20 protein-coding genes are annotated in these 17,695 nt (G+C 73.8%); 14 read left to right on the top strand and 6 right to left on the bottom strand.

All coding sequences use genetic code 11. The features are described 5' to 3' along the window. Window positions 1-6 precede the first annotated feature (6 nt). Window positions 7-753 (top strand): ABC transporter ATP-binding protein, encoded by a 747-nt coding sequence (locus ACFPM7_RS06285; protein WP_378244784.1) that lies wholly within the window; start codon window positions 7-9, stop codon window positions 751-753. Window position 754: 1 nt separating this feature from the next. Beyond that, a complete protein-coding gene (locus tag ACFPM7_RS06290) occupies window positions 755-2,596 on the top strand; it encodes an FtsX-like permease family protein (RefSeq protein WP_378244786.1) in 1,842 nt (613 codons plus the stop codon). Here the strand turns inward: ACFPM7_RS06290 and ACFPM7_RS06295 are convergent. Next, entirely contained in the window at window positions 2,556-2,822 is a 267-nt protein-coding gene (locus tag ACFPM7_RS06295) for a ferredoxin (RefSeq protein ID WP_378244788.1), read from the bottom strand. The two genes, ACFPM7_RS06290 and ACFPM7_RS06295, sit on opposite strands and share 41 nt — an antisense overlap. Before the next feature lie 169 nt (window positions 2,823-2,991). On the opposite strand from ACFPM7_RS06295, the gene ACFPM7_RS06300 reads away from it, so the two are divergent. Together ACFPM7_RS06300 and ACFPM7_RS06305 are read left to right on the top strand one after the other, a co-directional pair. Beyond that, window positions 2,992-3,933, top strand: a complete 942-nt coding sequence (locus tag ACFPM7_RS06300; protein ID WP_465251835.1) for an ATP-binding cassette domain-containing protein — start codon at window positions 2,992-2,994, stop codon at window positions 3,931-3,933. Between the two features lie 12 nt (window positions 3,934-3,945). Next, window positions 3,946-4,776 carry an ABC transporter permease gene (locus ACFPM7_RS06305; protein WP_378244792.1) on the top strand — a complete coding sequence of 277 codons (831 nt, stop codon included), beginning with the start codon at window positions 3,946-3,948 and terminating at the stop codon, window positions 4,774-4,776. A gap of 59 nt (window positions 4,777-4,835) precedes the next feature. Here ACFPM7_RS06305 and ACFPM7_RS06310 read toward each other — a convergent pair whose 3' ends face one another. The 5 genes from ACFPM7_RS06310 to ACFPM7_RS06330 all read right to left on the bottom strand — a co-directional run bounded on the left by ACFPM7_RS06310 (window position 4,836) and on the right by ACFPM7_RS06330 (window position 9,429). Continuing rightward, a complete protein-coding gene (locus ACFPM7_RS06310; RefSeq protein ID WP_378244794.1) occupies window positions 4,836-5,993 on the bottom strand; it encodes a tryptophan 2,3-dioxygenase family protein in 1,158 nt (385 codons plus the stop codon). Beyond that, a complete protein-coding gene (locus ACFPM7_RS06315) occupies window positions 5,990-6,997 on the bottom strand; it encodes a methyltransferase (protein WP_378244796.1) in 1,008 nt (335 codons plus the stop codon). Before ACFPM7_RS06315 ends, ACFPM7_RS06310 begins: the two co-directional genes overlap by 4 nt. 130 nt (window positions 6,998-7,127) lie before the next feature. Next, window positions 7,128-8,117: a DUF3995 domain-containing protein gene (locus ACFPM7_RS06320; RefSeq protein WP_378244798.1), complete on the bottom strand. Its 990-nt coding sequence runs from the start codon at window positions 8,115-8,117 to the stop codon at window positions 7,128-7,130. A 137-nt stretch (window positions 8,118-8,254) separates the two neighbouring features. Next, a complete protein-coding gene (locus ACFPM7_RS06325; protein WP_378244800.1) occupies window positions 8,255-9,055 on the bottom strand; it encodes a thioesterase II family protein in 801 nt (266 codons plus the stop codon). A gap of 122 nt (window positions 9,056-9,177) precedes the next feature. Further along, the gene (locus ACFPM7_RS06330) at window positions 9,178-9,429 is read right to left on the bottom strand and encodes an acyl carrier protein (protein ID WP_378244802.1); all 252 of its coding nucleotides are present in this window, start codon (window positions 9,427-9,429) and stop codon (window positions 9,178-9,180) included. A 266-nt stretch (window positions 9,430-9,695) separates the two neighbouring features. Here ACFPM7_RS06330 and ACFPM7_RS06335 point away from each other — a divergent pair, with 266 nt between their 5' ends. From ACFPM7_RS06335 to fabG, 10 genes are read left to right on the top strand one after another with little or no spacing between them, the layout of a single operon-like run. Beyond that, window positions 9,696-10,928: a beta-ketoacyl-[acyl-carrier-protein] synthase family protein gene (locus ACFPM7_RS06335; protein WP_465251833.1), complete on the top strand. Its 1,233-nt coding sequence runs from the start codon at window positions 9,696-9,698 to the stop codon at window positions 10,926-10,928. Continuing rightward, complete coding sequence (locus ACFPM7_RS06340; protein ID WP_378244804.1) at window positions 10,925-12,046, top strand: beta-ketoacyl-[acyl-carrier-protein] synthase family protein; 1,122 nt, start codon at window positions 10,925-10,927, stop codon at window positions 12,044-12,046. Before ACFPM7_RS06335 ends, ACFPM7_RS06340 begins: the two co-directional genes overlap by 4 nt. Further along, window positions 12,043-12,954, top strand: coding sequence for a beta-ketoacyl synthase N-terminal-like domain-containing protein (locus tag ACFPM7_RS06345; RefSeq protein ID WP_378244805.1), 912 nt, complete (start codon window positions 12,043-12,045; stop codon window positions 12,952-12,954). Before ACFPM7_RS06340 ends, ACFPM7_RS06345 begins: the two co-directional genes overlap by 4 nt. Continuing rightward, on the top strand, window positions 12,951-13,751 hold the full coding sequence (locus tag ACFPM7_RS06350; RefSeq protein WP_378244807.1) for an alpha/beta fold hydrolase: 801 nt from the start codon (window positions 12,951-12,953) through the stop codon (window positions 13,749-13,751). The genes ACFPM7_RS06345 and ACFPM7_RS06350 overlap by 4 nt, the downstream gene beginning before the upstream one ends. After that, window positions 13,724-14,719: a thioesterase family protein gene (locus tag ACFPM7_RS06355; protein ID WP_378244810.1), complete on the top strand. Its 996-nt coding sequence runs from the start codon at window positions 13,724-13,726 to the stop codon at window positions 14,717-14,719. Before ACFPM7_RS06350 ends, ACFPM7_RS06355 begins: the two co-directional genes overlap by 28 nt. Then, window positions 14,716-15,804 carry a beta-ketoacyl synthase N-terminal-like domain-containing protein gene (locus ACFPM7_RS06360; protein WP_378244812.1) on the top strand — a complete coding sequence of 363 codons (1,089 nt, stop codon included), beginning with the start codon at window positions 14,716-14,718 and terminating at the stop codon, window positions 15,802-15,804. Before ACFPM7_RS06355 ends, ACFPM7_RS06360 begins: the two co-directional genes overlap by 4 nt. Further along, window positions 15,801-16,055, top strand: coding sequence for an acyl carrier protein (locus ACFPM7_RS06365; protein WP_378244814.1), 255 nt, complete (start codon window positions 15,801-15,803; stop codon window positions 16,053-16,055). Before ACFPM7_RS06360 ends, ACFPM7_RS06365 begins: the two co-directional genes overlap by 4 nt. Continuing rightward, window positions 16,052-16,444 (top strand): 3-hydroxyacyl-ACP dehydratase FabZ family protein, encoded by a 393-nt coding sequence (locus ACFPM7_RS06370; protein WP_378244816.1) that lies wholly within the window; start codon window positions 16,052-16,054, stop codon window positions 16,442-16,444. Before ACFPM7_RS06365 ends, ACFPM7_RS06370 begins: the two co-directional genes overlap by 4 nt. Then, entirely contained in the window at window positions 16,441-16,959 is a 519-nt protein-coding gene (locus ACFPM7_RS06375) for a 3-hydroxyacyl-ACP dehydratase FabZ family protein (protein ID WP_378244818.1), read from the top strand. Before ACFPM7_RS06370 ends, ACFPM7_RS06375 begins: the two co-directional genes overlap by 4 nt. Further along, the gene (gene fabG / locus ACFPM7_RS06380; RefSeq protein WP_378244820.1) at window positions 16,941-17,681 is read left to right on the top strand and encodes a 3-oxoacyl-[acyl-carrier-protein] reductase; all 741 of its coding nucleotides are present in this window, start codon (window positions 16,941-16,943) and stop codon (window positions 17,679-17,681) included. Before ACFPM7_RS06375 ends, fabG begins: the two co-directional genes overlap by 19 nt. Window positions 17,682-17,695: the final 14 nt, after the last annotated feature.

The raw sequence follows: 17,695 nt of genomic DNA on the forward strand, positions 1-17,695 counted from the left end.
GCCCTGGTGGACGACGCCGTCCTGCGCTTGGACAACGTCAGCCGGACCTACGGGGAAGGGGACACGATGGTGGCCGCCCTGCGCGGCGTCAGCCGCGACTTCGCCGCGGGCACCTTCACCGCGGTGATGGGGCCCTCGGGGTCCGGCAAGTCGACACTGCTGCACTGCGCGTCCGGCCTCGACCGGCCCAGCGGGGGAGAGGTCCGCCTCGACGGGCGGGCGCTCTCCGGCCTGAGCGACGACGCCCTGACCGAACTGCGCCGCGAGAGCATCGGGTTCGTGTTCCAGTCCTTCAACCTGGTCCCGTCGCTCAGCGCCGAGCAGAACGTGCTGCTGCCGCTGACCCTGGCCGGCGCCAGGCCGCCGGTGGACCTGGCCCGGCAGCTGCTCGCCTCGATCGGGCTCGGCGGGCTCGGCGCGCGCATGCCCGCCCAGCTCTCCGGCGGCCAGCAGCAGCGGGTGGCCATCGCCAGGGCGCTGGCGGCCCGGCCCGCCGTGCTCTTCGGCGACGAGCCGACCGGCGCGCTCGACTCGACCACCGCCCGCACCGTGCTGACCCTGCTGCGCTGGATGGTGGACGAGCACGGCCAGACCACGATCATGGTCACCCACGACCCGGTGGCCGCCGCGCACGCCGACGAGGTGATCCTGCTGGCCGACGGGCGGATCGTGGACGTGGTGACCGCGCCGACGGCGGCCGTGGTGGCCAAGCGCATGGCCGTGCTGGAAGCGGCTGCCGGGGCGGTGGCCTGAGATGCTGGCCATCGCCCGCCGGACCATCGCCGAGCGGCGCGGCGCGTTCGCGGGCTCCTTCCTCGCCGTCGCCCTGGGAGTCGCGACCCTGACCGCCTCGGTGGCCGTGCTGGTCTCGGCCGCGTCGCCGGGGGAGTCCGCCGACGGCCAGGAGGGCATGCGCGCGGTCGGCACGGTGTTCGCGTTCATCGCAGTGCTGTTCACGTTCCTGTCGGTGTTCATCATCGCCGCGACGCTCAACTTCGCCGTCGCGAGCCGCGCCCGGGAGCTGGCGCTGCTGCGGCTGGTCGGCGCGACCGGGCGCCAGATCGCCGCCGTCGTCCGCGCGGAGGCGCTGGTGGTCGGCCTGCTCGGGGCCGGCGGCGGGTACCTGCTCGGGCTGCTCGGCGCGGTCGGGCTCACGGTGCTGCTGCCCGCGACCGGGGCGGTCCCGCCGGGCTTCGCCCTGACCCCGCTGGGCGCGGTGGTGTCGCTGCCGGTGGCGCTGCTCGTCGGGACCGGCGTGTGCGTGCTCGGCGCGCGGGGAGCGGCGCGCACGGCGGGCAGGCTGCCCGCCCTCGCCGCGCTGCGGGAGGCCGACGTCGAGTCCGGCGTCATGACCCGCCGGCGCTGGGTGCTCGGCCTGCTCGCCCTCGCCGCCGGGCTCGCCATGGTCGCCGGGCTGGCCGGGATCGACGCCGAGGCCAGGATGCCGCTGTCGATGGGGCTGGCGTTCCCGTTCGTCGTGGCGGGCGCGCTGCTGGCCCCGGTGTTCGTCGGGCCGGTCAGCAGGCTCGTCACCGCGCCGCTGGCCCGGTTCACCGCGGCCAGCGGGGCGCTGGCGGGCGGCAACCTGCGCGCCGGGGTGCGCAGGAGCGCGGCGACGGCCGGGCCGATCCTGCTCGCCATCGGGGTCACCGGCTCGCTGCTGGGGGCCACGGCGGTGCTGTCGGCGGGCACCGTCGCCGCGGCGCGGGAGTACTACGCCGGTGACGTGGTCACCGACAGCCGCCCGTCCGCGTCGACCCCGGGAGTCGTGCGCGACGACCGGGTGCTGCACGGCTCGGTCGCGGTGACCGTCGGGCCGGACACCCCGCCGCAGAACGTCGACGCGGTCGCGGTCGAGCCCGCCGCGGTGTCCGCCGTGCTGTCGCTGCGCGGGGTGGACGGCGACCTCGCCGCCTTCGGCGCCGCGGGGGCGGTCGGCAGCCGGGACTACATGTCCACTGTGAACTGGAAGCTGGGAACGCGCCTGCCGGTCGCCCTGCCCGACGGGAGCACCACCCAGGTGCGCCTGGTGGCGGTCTTCGACGGCGGCTCGCTGAACCAGAAGCTGCTGCTGCCCTTCGGGCTGCTCGACCGGCACCGCGGCGACGGGGTCACCGAGACCCGCCACCTGACCGTCGCCGACGGGGTGTCCGCCGCGGGGGTGGCGGCGGCGCTGGGCGGGCAGACGACCGCCGAGTGGGTGGAGCGGACCGCCGGGGCGCAGGGCAGGCTGCTGCGCCTGGGGGCCTGGGTGCTGTGCGCGCCCGCGCTGCTGTACCTGCTGCTGGCGGTGGCCAACACCGCCGCGATCTCCTTCGGCTCCCGGCGCGCGGAGTTCGCCGTGCTGCGCAGGGTGGGGATGACCCGCCCGCAACTGCGCCGGATGGTCACCTGGGAGTCACTGGCGCTGGGCCTCATCGGCGCGGTGATCGGCGGGGCCATCGCCATCGGCGCGAGCCTGGTCATGTGGGTGGTCGTGCGCGCGGGCATCCCCTCCACGCCGTTCGTGCTGCCGGTCGTGGAGGTCGTGCTGCTCGCCGCCGGGTGCGCCCTGCTCACCGCCGCGGTGGCGGTGGGGCTGCTGCGCCGGGCGTGAGGCTCAGGGCGGTGGTCGGGCAGCTGACCACCGCGTCGGCGACGGCCGGGCGCAGGTCGTCGGGGACCGTCTCGGCCTTGATGACCAGCTCGCCGTGATCGTCCACCTCGAACACCTCGGGCGCGCAGCCCTCGCAGATGCCGACGCCGTTGCACCGCTCCCGGTCCACGGTGACCACGAAGGGAAGTGCGCGCGCGGCGGGCGGGGTGGCGGGCGTGGACGTCATGGTGCTCCTCCGCGGTGGGCTCGGCGACGAACGCGGTCATGGTCTCGCGGACCGGCGCCGGAAACAGTGCCATATCGAGAAGTTTGGCCGCACGGGCGCGATCGCTTGACCCCCTTCGCGGGCCGCTCGTAGCGTCGCGCTGTCGAGCCGGGAGGGTGTGGTGGTCGAGATGGTGATCGACGTCCGGGGGTTGACCAAGACCTTTGAGTCGCCGAAGACCGGGCTGGTGACCGCGCTCGACGCGGTCGACCTCACCGTGCCGAGGGGGACCGTCCTCGGTCTGCTCGGCCACAACGGCGCGGGCAAGACGACGTTGGTCAACGTCCTGAGCACCCTGACCCCGCCGACATCGGGCAGCGCGTCGGTGGCCGGGCACGACGTGGTCACCGAGGCCGCCGCGGTCCGCGCGCGGATCGGGCTCACCGGCCAGTTCGCCACCCTCGACGAGGGCATCACCGGCCGGGACAACCTGGTGCTGCTGGCCCGGCTGTACGGGGCGAGCCGCAGGCAGGCCGCCGAGCGCGCCGCCGAGCTGCTGGCCGCCTTCGACCTCACCAAGGCCGCCGACCGGCCCGCGCGCGGCTACTCCGGCGGCATGCGCAGGCGTCTCGACCTGGCCGCGTGCCTGGTCGCCGGACCCGAGGTGATCTTCCTGGACGAGCCGACCACCGGTCTGGACCCCGGCAGCAGGCGGGCGGTGTGGGCCATGGTGGAAAGCCTGGTCGCGCACGGGTCCACCGTCCTGCTGACCACCCAGTACCTGGAGGAGGCCGACCGGCTCGCCGACGCCATCGTGGTGCTCGCCGGCGGCCGGGTCGTGGCCCGGGGCTCCGCCGCGCAGCTCAAGCGCGAGCTGGGGCAGTGCTCGGTCACCACCGAACTGGCGTCGGGCTCGGATGTGGACGCCGCGCTGGGCGCGCTGCGCCGGGCCGGGCTGAGCCCGGTCGCCGACTCCCTGGCCATCATGACCCCGGTGGCCACCTCGGCGGGCGTCACCGCCGTCGTGCGCGCGCTGGACTCCGCCGGGGCCGAGGTGACCGCGGTGCGGTTCGCCGAACCCTCCCTTGACGACGTCTACCTCCACCTCACCCCCGCCGACGCGCGGCGCTAGCGAGGAGCCACCATGACCGCGATCGAGGCCGCGCCCGCCGCCACCCCCCCGCTGAGCAGGCCGTCGTGGGCGCCCAGCTCCGTGCTGACCCAGGTGGCGGTGCTCACCGGCCGGTCGCTGCGCGCCCTGTACCGCGACCCGCGGCTGGTGGTGCTCAGCCTGATCCAGCCGCTGGTCCTGCTGATCCTGTTCGGCCAGGTGTTCAGCGCCATCGCGCTGGTGCCGGGATTCCCGCCGGGCCTGGACTACATCGACTTCATCCTGCCCGCCCTGCTGGTCACCACCGGGCTCACCGCCGGTCTGCAGTCCGGGGTCGCGGTGACCACCGAGCTGCGCAACGGGCTGATCCCCCGGTTCCGGTCGATGCCCATCAGGACCGGGTCGGTGCTGGCCGCGCGCAGCTTCGCCGATGTGCTGCGCAGCGCCTCGGAGCTGACCGCGATGGCGGTGCTCGCCGCGCTGCTGTTCGGCTTCTCCCCGCCGGGCGGCGTGCTGGGCGTGGTGGGCGCGCTGCTGGTCGCCGCCGTGCTGTGCTGGTCGCTGGGCTGGGTGTTCATGTGGTTCGCCTCGTGGCTGCGCTCCCCGGAGATCCTGCAGACCGTCGGGTCGCTGGCGACCTTCCCGCTGATGTTCGCCTCCAACGCCTTCGTGCCGGTGGAGAACCTGCCCGGGTGGCTGCGGGCGTTCGCCACGGTCAACCCGCTGTCCTACGCCATCTCCGCGGCGCGCGGACTGGCCACGGGCACCGCGGACCTGGCCATGCTCGGCGCGGCGGTGGGCAGCTGCCTGGTGATCGCCCTCATCGCGATCCCGTGCGCGCTGCGCAGCTTCCGGCGGAACTGACCGCGAACGGACAACGGCCCCGTCCACCTCCTGGGGGGAGTGGACGGGGCCGCGGCGCGTCAGGAGAAGGCGAAGCGCGACAGGGCCGAGGCGGGGTCGATGACCCGGTCACCGGAGCCCAGGCCGTCCTTGTGGATGTGCATCTTCAGGTAGCTCGCGCCCTCCGTGCCGCCTGATCCCTCCATGTCCGGCAGGTAGGTGCGCCCGAACCCGTAGTGCCTGCCGCGCCAGGTGAGCAGGGTGCGGTCGAGCCTGCCGTAGGCCTCGGTCAGGACGTCGTCCCCGGTCGCGGTGATGACCGACCGCAGCGAGGCGAAGTCCCGCAGCGGCGCCTCGGCGAGCGGGCGGAGGTGGGCGAGGCGCTGGTAGATGGGGGCTTTGCGGTCGTCGTAGCCGTAGAGCACCTGCTCCATCAGGTGGTAGTTGAGCGACTGGACCGCGCTCGCGTCGCCGGTGGCGTCGCGGAAGGACAGGAACATCGCCGGCGACAGCGTCTTCAGCACGTGGAAGGTCGCGCTGAGCAGCTCGGCGCAGGCGGTGGCGCGGTCGAGGTGGAAGCGGCACACGCGGCGGTCGACGGTGGAGTCCACGGCCTGCCTGGCGCTCCAGCGGATCAGGAAGAACACGATCTCGCACACGTACACCGCGCTCAGGAAGACGTGCTCGTCGTGCTTGTCGGAGCGGCGGTGCCCGGTGCAGGCGGCCAGCACCAGCAGGTCGTGGCCCAACCGCGCGTCGTCGACACCGCTTTCGGCGAGGTCCCTGGCCCGCGCGAGGCCGTCCGGGGCGAGGGGCAGGTCCAGCACCTGGTCGGTGAGCGGGCCCAGCCGGCGCAGCCGCTCCAGGACGTGCTCGGGGGCCGAGGGTCTGCGCGCGGCGGTGCGCTCCACCCTGGCCAGTTCCAGCAGCGCCCCGTGCAGGGCCAGCACGCAGCCGCCGAAGACGTCCTCGCGCCGGGAGAGGAACCAGTCGTAGACGTGCATTCCGGTGTAGCGGTAGTAGTCGGGGATCGCCGTCCGGGTGCTGAACTGGCGGGTCAGCAGGCGTAACAGCCGGTTCTCCTCGGTGTCGGGTCCGGTGCGGGCGCGCTCGTGGACGGTGTCCAGTTCGGCCAGGGTGCGGGGGTCCAGGTCGGCGAGCGGCGTGGCCGCCAGCCTGCGGGCCATGGCCGCGACGCGCGGGGGCAGCGTGGGCACCAGGACGTCGGTGATGGTCATCGCCGCGCTCCGCGGGTGCCGAGGACCAGGTGCTTGTCGGCCGAGGACCTGCGCACCGAGCAGCCGTCGAACCCGGCCCGCCGCAGCAGGCCGGTCAGCTCGGCCTCGGTGCGGTGGCGGCCCTCGGTCTCGAAGTACATCGACAGGTTCATCACCGCGGTCGCCTGCGGCCCGGACCGGTCGGCGTCGAACAGGCGGTCCATCACCAGGACCCGGCCGCCCGGCGGGAGGGCGTCGTAGGCTTTGCGCAGCAGCATCGCGCAGGTCTCGTCGTCCCAGTCGGACAGGATGTAGCCGAAGGCCACGCAGTCGCCCTCCGGGAGGGGGTCGGCGAAGAAGTCGCCCGCCTGGAAGCAGAGCCGCTCGCCCAGCCCGTGCGCCCGCGCGGTCTCGGCCAGGTGCGGCGCCACCGCGGGCAGGTCGAACACAGTGGACCGCAGGCGCGGGTAGACACCCAGCGCGGCGGCCGAGAACGGCCCGTTGGCCCCGCCCACGTCCACCAGGCGGCGCGCGTCGCCCAGTTCCGCGAGGCGGGCCAGCTCGTCGGAGACGTGGAAGCTGAGCTGCCACATGGCCGTCACGAACCGCCGGGTGGACTCCTCGTCGCGGTAGATCACCTCGAACGGCGCGGGCAGGCCCGCGTCCACGGCGGCCTTCCCCTTGCGCAGGTAGTCGTCCAGGTGGCCCATGCGCTCGGCGGTGTCGGCGACCAGGTGCTCCACGAAGCCCAGCAGGCAGCGCGGGCTCTCCGGGTCCACATAGGGCACGGCGTCGTCGGTGACGCGGACCCGGCCGCCGCTCTGCGACAGGACCCCGGTTGAGGTGAGCACCAGCACCAGCCGCTCCAGCGTCGCCTCGTCCACCCCGAGGTCGATGGCCAGCTCGGCGGGGGTGCGGTCGGGTCGGGCGACCAGCGCGGCGAACAGCCCGTGCTTGGCGGCCAGGTGCAGCGAATGGGTGGAGAAGATCCCGAACACGGCGCGTTCGAGGGTCGTCGGAGTCATGCGGGCACCGCCGTCCGAATTGGGTGACAGAAAGGAGAACGGCCGGAGTGCGGACTCCGGCCGTTCTCAGTAAAACTACTTTCCGTCTCGCCCGGAAACGGTGCTCTCAATTCCTCGATACGCGGATCTTCTATTCGGCCGAGACTCCGACGGTGGCCGGGGAACGCTCGGCGAGCAGGGCGGCGCGCTGCACCGTCAGCTCGAAGAGCAGGCCGACACCGGTCAGGAGCGGGCCGTACACCGCGTAGATCCACCAGTCGAAGGTGAACACGCCCCAGAGCACCTGCAGGAAGCCCAGCATGGTGATCGTCCCGGCGATCGCCTTCGCCGCGCCGGACGGGCCTGCCCCCGGCCGTCCGAGGGCGTGCAGCAGGACCGCGGCGGGCAGGCAGAGCAGGGCGACCGCGCCGTCGTAGACCCACCAGTCGTTGAGCCTGCCGATGCCGGTGTTGGCCTGCGGGGCCAGCAGGAACCTGCTGCCCGTCGCCCACACCACGTGCATGACCAGCGTCGCGGCGATGCCGAGCAGGCCGAGTGCCCTGGCCCAGCCAGTCGCGACCATCCAACCGGGCAGCGCGGGCGTCGAGTCGCTCTTCCACTGCTGGGCGAGCCGCCGCGACTGCACCGCGCCGATGATCAGGAAGACGCCGAGGCCGAGGAACCACGGCTCGAAGACGAACAGGTTCCACCGGTCGATGCTGGCCAGCTTCTCGACGGTGAAGTACTCGTCCTGGGCCTCGTAGGCGATGACCCCGCTCAGCTTGAGCGCGATGAGCACGCTCAGCACACCCCAGTGCAGCAGCGCCACCACGGCCGCGCCCCACGCGATGCCCAGCAGCAGCCAGCGCGGCGCGATCCGCCCCCAGGGCTTGACCAGCGCCAACGACACCAGCGCCGCGCCGAGGCACAGCACGCTCGCCCCCCAGTTCGCCGCCTTCTCGGTCGCGCCGGGGTCGGGGATGCCCATGATGTCCGCCGAGCCGCCGAAGGCGACCCAGAGGTGCGGCGGGATGTAGACGAGCGACCAGATCATGCCCGCCCAGCCCGCCCAGGTCCGCGCCTTGCCCCCGGACGGGGCCTCCGCGCGGGGCGCGGAGGCGGCGGTCTGCGTGTCAGTCAATGACCTTGTCCTTGTCATCGGCGCCCGGTGGCTGCCGGGCACGGTGGTTTCCGCTGACCCAAGCCTGGCGGTCGCGGGCGCGGATTCCATCACGCCGAGGAGGCATGGCCATCCCTCGCTGGGTGGAGATTCCCGGCTCAGCGGGCAGCGGGCGGCACGGCCCACGGCACGGTGGAGGACACGGTGGAGGACACGGACATGAGCTGAGGCAGCGTGGCCCAGACGGCGGGGGTGTAGAAGTGCCCGCCCGCGAGCACGTCGGCCTGGAACTCACCGCGCGCCAGCAGCCGCCACCGGGCGGTCACGTCGGCGGCGGGCTCGTCCTCGTCGGCGCCGTAGAGCAGGTGGACGGGGGCGGCGACGGTGACGCCGGGGGTGTACCGGTAGGTCTCCGCGGCCACCAGGTCGGCGCGCAGGAGGTCGACGGCGATCGAGCGCAGGTCGGCATCGCCCAGCACCTCGGCGTCGACCTGGCCGGTGTCGCGCAGCCACGCCACCAGCCGCTCGTCGCTGTCGGCCGCGGTGGGCGGCTTGGCGCGCTGCGCGGCGTAGCGGCTGGGCGCGTCGCCGCCGGAGACGACCAGCGCGGCGGGTGCGTGGCCGCCGCGCTGCTCCAGCGCCGCGGTCACGTCGAAGGCCAGCACCGAACCCATGCTGTGCCCGAACAGCGCGTACGGGCGCGGGCCCAGCAGGGCGAGGGCGGCCATGGTGTCCTCGGCCAGGGCCGACCAGTCCCGGCAGAACGGCTCGCCGTAGCGGCTCTCCCGGCCCGGGTAGCAGACGATGGCCAGCTCCACGTCGGCGGGCAGAACCCCGGCCCAGGCCCGGAAGGGCGCGGTCCCGCCGCCGCAGTAGCTCAGGCACACCAGCGAGCGGGTGGCGTCGGGGTTGGGCCGGGGAAGGACGAGCCTTCGCCCGAGGGTTGTCGCGCGTGCCACGGCTGCCTCCAGGCGGGTGTTGTCGGGCGGGACTGCCGGTCCTTTGCTCGGTCGCCGCCGTCGGGGGCGCCCGCGCGGAGGACGGGCGCCCCCGCGGGAGCGCCCGTCCTCGGCGAGCCGGGTCACCGGCAGGCGGCCTCGCCGACGACCTCGTAGACGCCCGCGAGGTTGACCATGCGGGCCAGCTCGGCCTGGTCGATGACGACCTTGAACTCCTTCTCCAGCGACGCCAGGATCTCGATGGCGCGCAGCGAGTCGGCGTCGTGGTCCTCCTTGAAGAGGCTGGTGTCGCTCACCTCGTCCTCGTCGAGCTCCAGGATCTCGCAGACGATCTCCTTGATCTTCGCCTGGAACTCCACTGATGCGACGGTCATGGTGTTCTCAATTCTGCTCGACGGTGCCCGGGAACCCTGGCAATGGCTGTTTCTAACAGTGCGGGCGATGCCGGCGAACCATTGTTTGAAAACCTCGAACCAGCGCGGCTAGCACGCGGTTCGACGCGGTCGCAACCCCACATCGACATCGCCGAATCCGGCCCTGTGCAGGCCTCTCGGCGTGCATACCATCGGCGCCGAACGGTGAAATCCGATGGCGTGAGATGGGGGCGGTTCTCGTGAATGCTGCGACCGGAGCGCGACCGGTGGCCGAACCCGGCGGACGCCGCGTGGTGCTCACCGGGTTCGGCGTCTTCTCCAGCATCGGCGTCGGTCCCGAGGAGTTCTCCCGGGGGCTGCGGGAGGGGCGCAGCGGGGTCAAACCCATCACCTCCTTCGACACCACCGGCTTCGACCGCGCCAACGGCTGCGAGATAGTGGGCTTCGAGCCGCGCGACTGGGTGCACCGGCTGCCCGTCGAGCGGATGGGCCGGGCCAGCCAGTTCTCCGCGGCGGCGGCCAGGATGGCCGTGCGGGACGCCGGACTGTCCCCTGAGGACCTCGCCGAACAGCGGGGCCTGGTCGCCATCGGCACCACCGACGGCGAGTCCTGGGACCTCGACCGCCTGGTGCAGGCGCAGCTGGACCACGGGCCCGAGCACATGGACCCGGTGATCGCCGGACGGATCGGCGCTGGACGGCTGTCGGTGTCGGCGGCCGCCGAGCTGGGCCTGACCAACGTGGAGGCCCTCACCATCGGCACCGCGTGCGCGGCGGGCAACTACGCCATCGGCTGCGGTTTCGACGCCGTGCGCTCCGGCGAGGTGGACTTCGCCCTGTGCGGCGGCGCGGACGCGATGTGCCGTAAGACCTTCACCGGCTTCTACCGCCTCGGCACGATCGCCGCGGACGTGTGCAGGCCCTTCGACATCGACCGCGACGGCATCCTCACCGGCGAGGGCGCGGGCGTGCTCATGCTGGAGCCGCTGGAGTCCGCGCTGGCCCGCGGGGCGCGCATCTACGCCGAGATCCTGGGCTACGGGCTCAACTGCGACGCCTACCACCAGGTGGCGCCCAACCACGACAGCGTCGCCCGGTGCATGAGCCTGGCCCTGGAGAACGCCGGGGTGAAGCCCGAGGAGGTCGACCTGATCTCCGCCCACGGCACCGGGACCAAGGCCAACGACGTCACCGAGAGCGGCGCGATCCGCCAGGTCTACGGCGAGCACGTGCCGCGCACGGTGTCGCTGAAGTCGATGCTCGGCCACACCATGGGCGCGGCCAGCGCGCTGGCCGCGATCGCCTGCTCGCTGGCCATCCGGGACCGGTTCATCCCGCCCACGATCAACCACCGGGTGACCGACCCGGAGTGCGGCATCGACTGCGTCCCCAACGAGTCCGTGCCCGCCGACCTGCGCGTCGTGCAGAACAACGGGCTCGCCTTCGGCGGCAACAACGCCGTCATCATCCTCGGCAAGTACGACGGGGGAGTGCGGTGAGCTGGGGTGTCATCGGGACCGGCGCGCTCGCCGGGATCGGGCGCACGGCCGAGGAGGTCTTCGACGCCCTGTGCGCGGGCCGCTCCGGCATCGGCGCCCTGCGCGGCTTCGACCAGGCGCTGTTCAAAGCCGACCGACTGTACGAAGTGGACAACCGGGGCGACGGCGACCGGCCGCGCCGGGCGACCGAACTGCTGCTGGACGCGGTCGCCATGGCGGTGGCCGAGGCGGGCATCGGCGATGACCTCGCCGAGGTGCCCGTGCTCGTCGGCACCGGACTGCGGGAGCTGCGCTCGGTGGAGCTCTGGGCCACCGGCGAGGCCGCGCTCGACGCCTCGGCGCTGCACTTCGGCGGCGCGCTGCGCGAGCGCTTCGGCGCCCGGGACGCGCACACCTTCGCCAACGCCTGCTCGGCCTCGCTCTACGCGCTGGCCCTCGGGGCCGACCTGCTGGACGCCGGAGCCGCGGACACGGTCGTCGTGGCGGGCGTCGATGTGATCACCGAGACGATGTTCGGCGTCTCCGACCGGGTGCAGATGACCCCGCCCGAGGCGATCCGCCCCTTCGACCGCGCCCGCGCGGGCACGATCCTGGGCGAGGGCGCGGTCGCGGTGGTGCTCAGCCGCGACCCGCGCGCGCCGGCGGTGGGCAGGCTGCGCTCCGTCGGCGTCACCTGCGACGCCTTCCACAGCACCGCGCCCGACGCCGCGGGCATCCGCGCGGCCGTGCACGAGGCGCACCGGCGCGCAGGCGTCAAGCCCGACGACATCGACCTCGTCGTGATGCACGGCACCGGGACCCAGCTCAACGACCACGTGGAGGCAGGCGTCACCGCCGAGGTCTTCGCGCCGGGGCGGCGACCGCTGCTCACCGGGATCAAGTCCATGACCGGCCACACCTCCGGCGCCGCGGGCCTGCTGAACCTCGTGGTGGCGCTGCGGGCGATGGCGGCCGGCCGGGTGCCGCCGATCACCGGCCTGCGCGACCCGATCGGGGAAGTGGACGGCTTCACCGTCGTGCGCGGCGAGGCGATGCCGTGCACCGCCTCGCTCGCCCAGGTCAACGCGTTCGGCTTCGGCGGCGTCAACGCCGTCGGGATCGTGGAGGTGGCCCGGTGAGCGTCCCCGTCGTGATCACCGGCACCGGGGTGGCCGTGCCCGGCGCCGCCTCCGCCGTCGACCTGCTCGGCCCGCAGGAGCCGCACGCGCGGCCGGTCGACCCCGCCGACCTGCTGGGCCGCAAGGGACTGCGCTACAAGGACCGCGCCACACGCCTGGGCCTGTGCGCCGGGCTCCTGGCGCTGCGGTCGGCGCGGCTGTGGACCGACGACGGCCTGGCGCTGCCGCAGGCGGACGTCGGCGTGGTCGTCAGCTCCGACTTCGGCAACGTCGACACCGTGTGCCGCGCGGTGCGGACGCTGCGCGCGGAGACCTCCAGCGGCATGAGCCCGATGGACGGGCCGAACCTGTCGAGCAACGTGATCGCCTCGGACCTGGCGATGCGGTTCGGGCTCAAGGGGCCCAACCTGACCGTCTGCAACGGCCACTCCGGCGGGCTCGACGCGGTGCGCTGGGCCACGGTCCTGGTGCGCGCCGGGCGGGCCGGGGCGGTGCTGGTCGTCGGCGTCGAGCCGGACACCGAGGACGCCCGCGCGCTGTCCGGGGCCGAACGGCTCGTGGACGGCGCGGCGGCGGTCGTGGTGGAAACGGCGGAGAGCGCGCGCGAGCGCGGCGCCCCCGAACTGGCCGCGCTCGGCCCGTACGCCCGCGGGCACGACCAGGCGTCCGCCTCGGCCCGCCTCGGCCCGGCGGACCTGGTCCTGGTGCCCGAGGGCGGCGCCCGCCGCGCCGCCGAGCACGACATCGCCGCGGGGTGGGGGTCGGCCTCGGGCGCGCTGGGCGTGTTGCAGTGCGCCGCCGCGGCGGCCTACCTCGGCTCCGGGGCGGGCCGCTCGGCGCGGGCCGTCTGCGGGCACGAGTCGGACGCCTACGCGGGGCTGGCGCTCACCGCCGTGGGCGCGCCATGACCGGCTACCGCCACCACCCGGCCCGCGACGAGCCGCGGCACCGGATGCTGCTGCTGCACGGCCTCGGCAACAGCGCGAGCCTGTGGGACGACTACGCCGCGCGCAAGGCCGACGACGTCGAGGCGTGGGCGCTCGACCTGCCGTGGCGCGGCGACGGGGACCCGTCGTGGGGCCATCCGAGCGACCTGGCCGCCGCGGTGCGCGAGGTCGTCGCGGGCGCGCCCGAGCGGCCCGACGTGCTGGTGGCGCACTCCTTCGCCGCGAGCCTGGTGCTCGACGTGCTCTGCCGCGCCGACGGCGCGGCGTTCCTGCGGGAGCGGGGCGTGCGCGGCGTCGTGCTCGTGTCCCCGTTCTACCGCCGCGACCCCGCCGACTTCACCTGGGAGGCCGTCGCGGGCATGCCCGCCGGGTTCCGCGCGCTCATCGTCACCGCGATCCGGCTGCGCTCCCGCGGCCGGATCGGGTCCGCGCTGGAGTCGGACATGGCCGCGCGCGTGTGCGAGCGGGTCGGCGCCTACGGCTGGAGCCGCTTCCTGGAGGTCTACCTGAACTCCCCGTGGCTGCGCGTGGACCTGGCCGAGGTCCCGGCCCTGGTCATCGCCGGAGCCGCGGACGCGGCGCGGACCGACGCCGGGCACCTCGCCGCCGACCTGCCCGCGGCCGAGCTGGTGGAGCTGGCCGGGTGCGCGCACTTCCCGATGCTGGAGCGGCCCGCGGAGTTCGCCGCCGCCCTTGACCGTTTCCCCGCCGACCTGAGGAGCGCCGACCGATGCCTGCCGTCCCCGGAGCCGAAGTGAAGGAACTGCTCGCCAACCCGACCACCGTGGAGCTGATGCCGGGCTACGAGGGCGCCAACATCAACACCACGCTGGGCTTCAAGCACGTCAACTATCTGGTGGAGCAGGCCGTCGTGGCGCACTTCGCCAACGCCGGGCTGCCGGTCGGCGCGCTCTACCAGGACCACGGCCTCGGGTTCGACCTGACCTCGTTGGACACCAGGCTGACCGCCCCCACCTACGTCGACGACCGCCCCTCGCTGACGGTGACGCCGAAGACCCGCGAGGGCTCCGGCGAGCTGGTGTTCGCCGTGACCGCGACCGTCCAGCGCGACGGCGAGCCGGTCAAGTCCACCAGTTCGACCGTGCGCGCCGCCCTGCGCCTGGACGAACGGGTGGCCGACCGCGCCCCGGTCCCCGCCGGGCTGGAGCCCTTCGTCGTGGCCCGCGTCGGCGGCGCGCCCCGCGGGCCCGCCGTGACCGCCGCCGACACCACCGACCTCACCGCGGACCGGGGCACGCAGGGGCAGGACCCGGTGCTCGCCCAGCTGATCGGCGACAGCAACGCCCACGGCTGGAAGTGGCGGGTGCCCTACTTCTACGTGCACTTCTTCGAGCGCCTGCAGATGTCGGGGTACCTGCGTGTGATGGAGGAGGTCGTGGACCTCTTCCTCGCCGAGCGCGGCATCTCCATCCGCACCCTGCTGCACGAGCGCAACTGGATTCCCGCGGTGACCCGCTCCCGCATCGATGTGCTCGACGAGGTGTTGATCGAGGAGGACCTCTACACCGTCTACACCGTCGAGGACGTCCTCAAGGGCCTTCTCTACAACTCCCGCATGGACTGCTACGTCGTCCGCGACGGCCACCTGGTGCGCACCGCGACCGGCACGATCCAGCACGGGTACGCCGACCTGCCCAACGCCCGCAACGGCTCCCTGATGACCATGGACGAGCGCGTCCTGCGGGCCCTGGAGCCGCGGCCGTGACCGTCGCCGCGCCCCCGGTGCGCAGACCCGTCATCACCGGCTGGGCCTCGATCTCGCCCTATGGCCTGGGCGCGGACACGCTCTCCGACGGCGCGCGGGAACGCCGCGGCACCCGCGTCCCGGTCGAGGCCGAGCAGTGGGGCGTCCAGGCGCGCGCGGCGTGCCTGGTGCCCGACTTCGACCCGCGCGCGCTGCTGGGCCGCAAGGGGACCCGGTCGATGGACCGGGCCACCGGGCTGGCGGTGGCCACCGTGGGCATGCTCATCGCCGACGGCGTGCCGAACGGCCCCGGCACCGGCCTGGTGATCGGCACCACGGCGGGCGGGCTGAACAGCGCGTGGACGACCACCCAGGACATGCTGGTGGGGGAGCGGCCCTTCTACATCGACGCCGCCAAGATCCCGTACGTGATCATGAACGGCACGGCGGGCCACTGCGCCATCTGGCACGGCCTGCAGGGGCCCAACACCACCGTGGCCGCGGGCGGCGCGACCGGGCTGACCGCGCTCAACCACGCCCGGCGGCTGGTTGTCGCCGGACGCGCCGAGCGCGTGCTCTGCGGCGGCGTCGAGGAGTTCTCGCCCGCGCGGTACTGGGTGGAGAGCCTGGCCGATCCCGACGCCGTGATCGGCGAGGGGTGCGCCATGGTCGTGGTCGAGGACGACGACGGCGAGCGGCCCGCGCTCGCCGACCTGGTGGCGGTCGAGTTCGGCGTGGCCCGCGCGGGCGAACTCGCCACCGCCCTCGCGAGCACGGTGCGCGGCGCGCTGGCCCGCGCGGGTGTGCGCGCCGACGAGGTCTGGGGCGCCTCGCCCGGCGGGTCCGGCGCGATCGCCGCGACCGCGGCGGCGGTGCACGAGGAGATCTTCGGGTCGGACGCGGTCGCCGCCGTCCCCCCGGTCGACCTGCTGGGCGACACCGCCGCCGCGAGCGGCGCCTTCCAGCTCGCCCTGGTGCTCGGCGCCGCCCGCCCCGAGCACGCGGGCCGGTACGCGGTGATCACCTCGGCCGACCAGCACGGAGCTTTCGCCTGCGCGCTGCTGCGGACGCGCGGGCCCGCCGAGCAGCGAGGAGGACAGCGATGACCCACGCCGTCGATCTGGAGGACCTGCGCGTCGTCCTTGCCGAGATCATCGAGGTGGAGCCCGAGCAGGTGGGCGAGGACCTGCCGCTGGTGCAGGCGCTGGGCATGGACTCGCTCACCGCGCTGGAAGTGGTCGTCGTCCTGGAGAAGCGCTACGGCGTCTCGTTCTCCGAGGATGACATGCGCGCGGTGACCACGCTGCGCTCGGCCTACGAGCTGCTGCTCGGCAAGACCGCGGCGGTGCGGGCGTGAGCGCGGGCAGGCGCAGCCCCGTGCGGGCGCGGCCCAGGCTCACCAGCGCGCCCGCGGAGTCCGACGGGTGCGTGCGGGCCGCGGTGTCGCTGCCGGTGGACGAGGACGAGTGGGTGTTCGCCGGGCACTACCCGGACTTCCCGATCTTCCCGGGCGTCTGCGTGGTGGACTGCGCCGTCAGCGGCGCGCTGATGACCGCGCCCCGCCCGGACCTGGCGCTCTCGGGCATCGACTCGGCGCGCTTCTCCGGGGCGGTCTACCCCGGCGACCGGCTCGACATCGACCTGGCCTGGCGCCCGAACGGTCCTGAGTGGACCTGCACGGCGACGGCCGCCACCGGGCGCGGGAAGGCCGCGAGCGTGCGGCTGCGGTTCGGGGTGGCGGCATGAGCGGCGACCCGACGCGGATCCTGGCCGCCCTGCCGCACCGGTACCCGATGCTGATGGTGGACCGGGTGCTCACCGTGGAACCGGGCAAACGACTGACGGCGGTCAAGGCCGTCACCTTCGCCGAGCCCTGGTACGACGGGGCAGGCGCGGACACTCCCCCGGAAGACCTCGCCTACCCGCACGCGCTGCTGCTGGAGTCCTGGGGCCAGGCGGCCGGGCTGCTCGGGTCCAGCTGCCCGGAGACGGTCGCGGGCCTGGACGGGGTCATGCTCCTCGGCGGTGCGGCGGGCGTGCGGTTCCACCGCCCGGTCCACCCCGGTGACGTCCTCGTCCACGATGTGCGGCTCTCCCGCGCGTTGAGCGACACGCTGGTCTTCGCCGGCGAGTCCCGCGTGGACGGCGCGCTCGTGTTCGAGGTCGAACGGATGATCATGGCTTTCCGGCCCGCCGCGCTCCTGCGCGCCGAGCCCGTTCCCGGTCCAGAGAGGAGCACGACATGGCAGAGCGCCCGGTAGCGATGGTCAGCGGGGGGTCGCGCGGCATCGGCCGCGCGGTCGTGCTCCGCCTCGCCGCCGACGGCTACGACGTGAGCTTCTGCTACCGCAGCGACGAGCAGGCCGCGCTGGAGCTGGAGAAGATCGCAGGCGAGCACGGCGGGCGGGTGCTGGCCCACCGCGCCGACGTCGCCGACGGCGCGGCCGTCAAGGCCTGGGTCGACCTGGTCCGCGAGGAGCTGGGCCCCGCCGACCTCGCGGTGTCCTCGGCGGGCATCACCCGCGACAAGCCGCTGCTGACCATGACCACCGAGGACTGGTCGGAGGTGATGGCGGTCAACCTCGACGGCGTCTTCCACCTGTCCCGCTCGGTGGTCTTCGACATGATGAAGCGCAAGTCCGGCCGCATCGTGCTGATCTCCTCGATCGCCGGGGTGTACGGCAACGCCACCCAGGCCAACTACTCCGCCGCCAAGGCGGGCATCAACGGCTTCACCAAGGCGCTGGCCAAGGAGGTCGGCCGGTTCGGGATCACGGTGAACGCGGTCGCCCCCGGCTTCATCGACACCGACATGACCGCCGTGCTCGACGACAAGCTGCGCGAGCGCGCCGTGCAGGCGATCCCGCTGCGCCGCTTCGGCTCAGCCGACGAGGTCGCCGAGCTGGTCGGCTTCCTCGCCTCCGACCGCGCGTCCTACATCACCGGATCGATCATGCAGATCGACGGCGGCATGACCGTCTGATCGAGGAAGGACCC

It is taken from the genome of Actinokineospora guangxiensis (assembly GCF_042657845.1).
GTDB classification, from domain to species: Bacteria; Actinomycetota; Actinomycetes; order Mycobacteriales; family Pseudonocardiaceae; genus Actinokineospora; species Actinokineospora guangxiensis.

Excerpts from the sequence above, each read along its gene's own strand:
- ACFPM7_RS06290 (WP_378244786.1), top strand. The coding sequence starts at position 755 with ATGCTGGCCATCGCCCGCCGGACCATCGCCGAGCGGCGCGGCGCGTTC.
- ACFPM7_RS06295 (WP_378244788.1), bottom strand. The coding sequence starts at position 2,822 with ATGACGTCCACGCCCGCCACCCCGCCCGCCGCGCGCGCACTTCCCTTC.
- ACFPM7_RS06300 (WP_465251835.1), top strand. The coding sequence starts at position 2,992 with ATGGTGATCGACGTCCGGGGGTTGACCAAGACCTTTGAGTCGCCGAAG.
- ACFPM7_RS06305 (WP_378244792.1), top strand. The coding sequence starts at position 3,946 with ATGACCGCGATCGAGGCCGCGCCCGCCGCCACCCCCCCGCTGAGCAGG.
- ACFPM7_RS06310 (WP_378244794.1), bottom strand. The coding sequence starts at position 5,993 with ATGACCATCACCGACGTCCTGGTGCCCACGCTGCCCCCGCGCGTCGCG.
- ACFPM7_RS06315 (WP_378244796.1), bottom strand. The coding sequence starts at position 6,997 with ATGACTCCGACGACCCTCGAACGCGCCGTGTTCGGGATCTTCTCCACC.
- ACFPM7_RS06330 (WP_378244802.1), bottom strand. The coding sequence starts at position 9,429 with ATGACCGTCGCATCAGTGGAGTTCCAGGCGAAGATCAAGGAGATCGTC.
- ACFPM7_RS06350 (WP_378244807.1), top strand. The coding sequence starts at position 12,951 with ATGACCGGCTACCGCCACCACCCGGCCCGCGACGAGCCGCGGCACCGG.
- ACFPM7_RS06355 (WP_378244810.1), top strand. The coding sequence starts at position 13,724 with ATGCCTGCCGTCCCCGGAGCCGAAGTGAAGGAACTGCTCGCCAACCCG.
- ACFPM7_RS06365 (WP_378244814.1), top strand. The coding sequence starts at position 15,801 with ATGACCCACGCCGTCGATCTGGAGGACCTGCGCGTCGTCCTTGCCGAG.
- ACFPM7_RS06375 (WP_378244818.1), top strand. The coding sequence starts at position 16,441 with ATGAGCGGCGACCCGACGCGGATCCTGGCCGCCCTGCCGCACCGGTAC.
- fabG (WP_378244820.1), top strand. The coding sequence starts at position 16,941 with ATGGCAGAGCGCCCGGTAGCGATGGTCAGCGGGGGGTCGCGCGGCATC.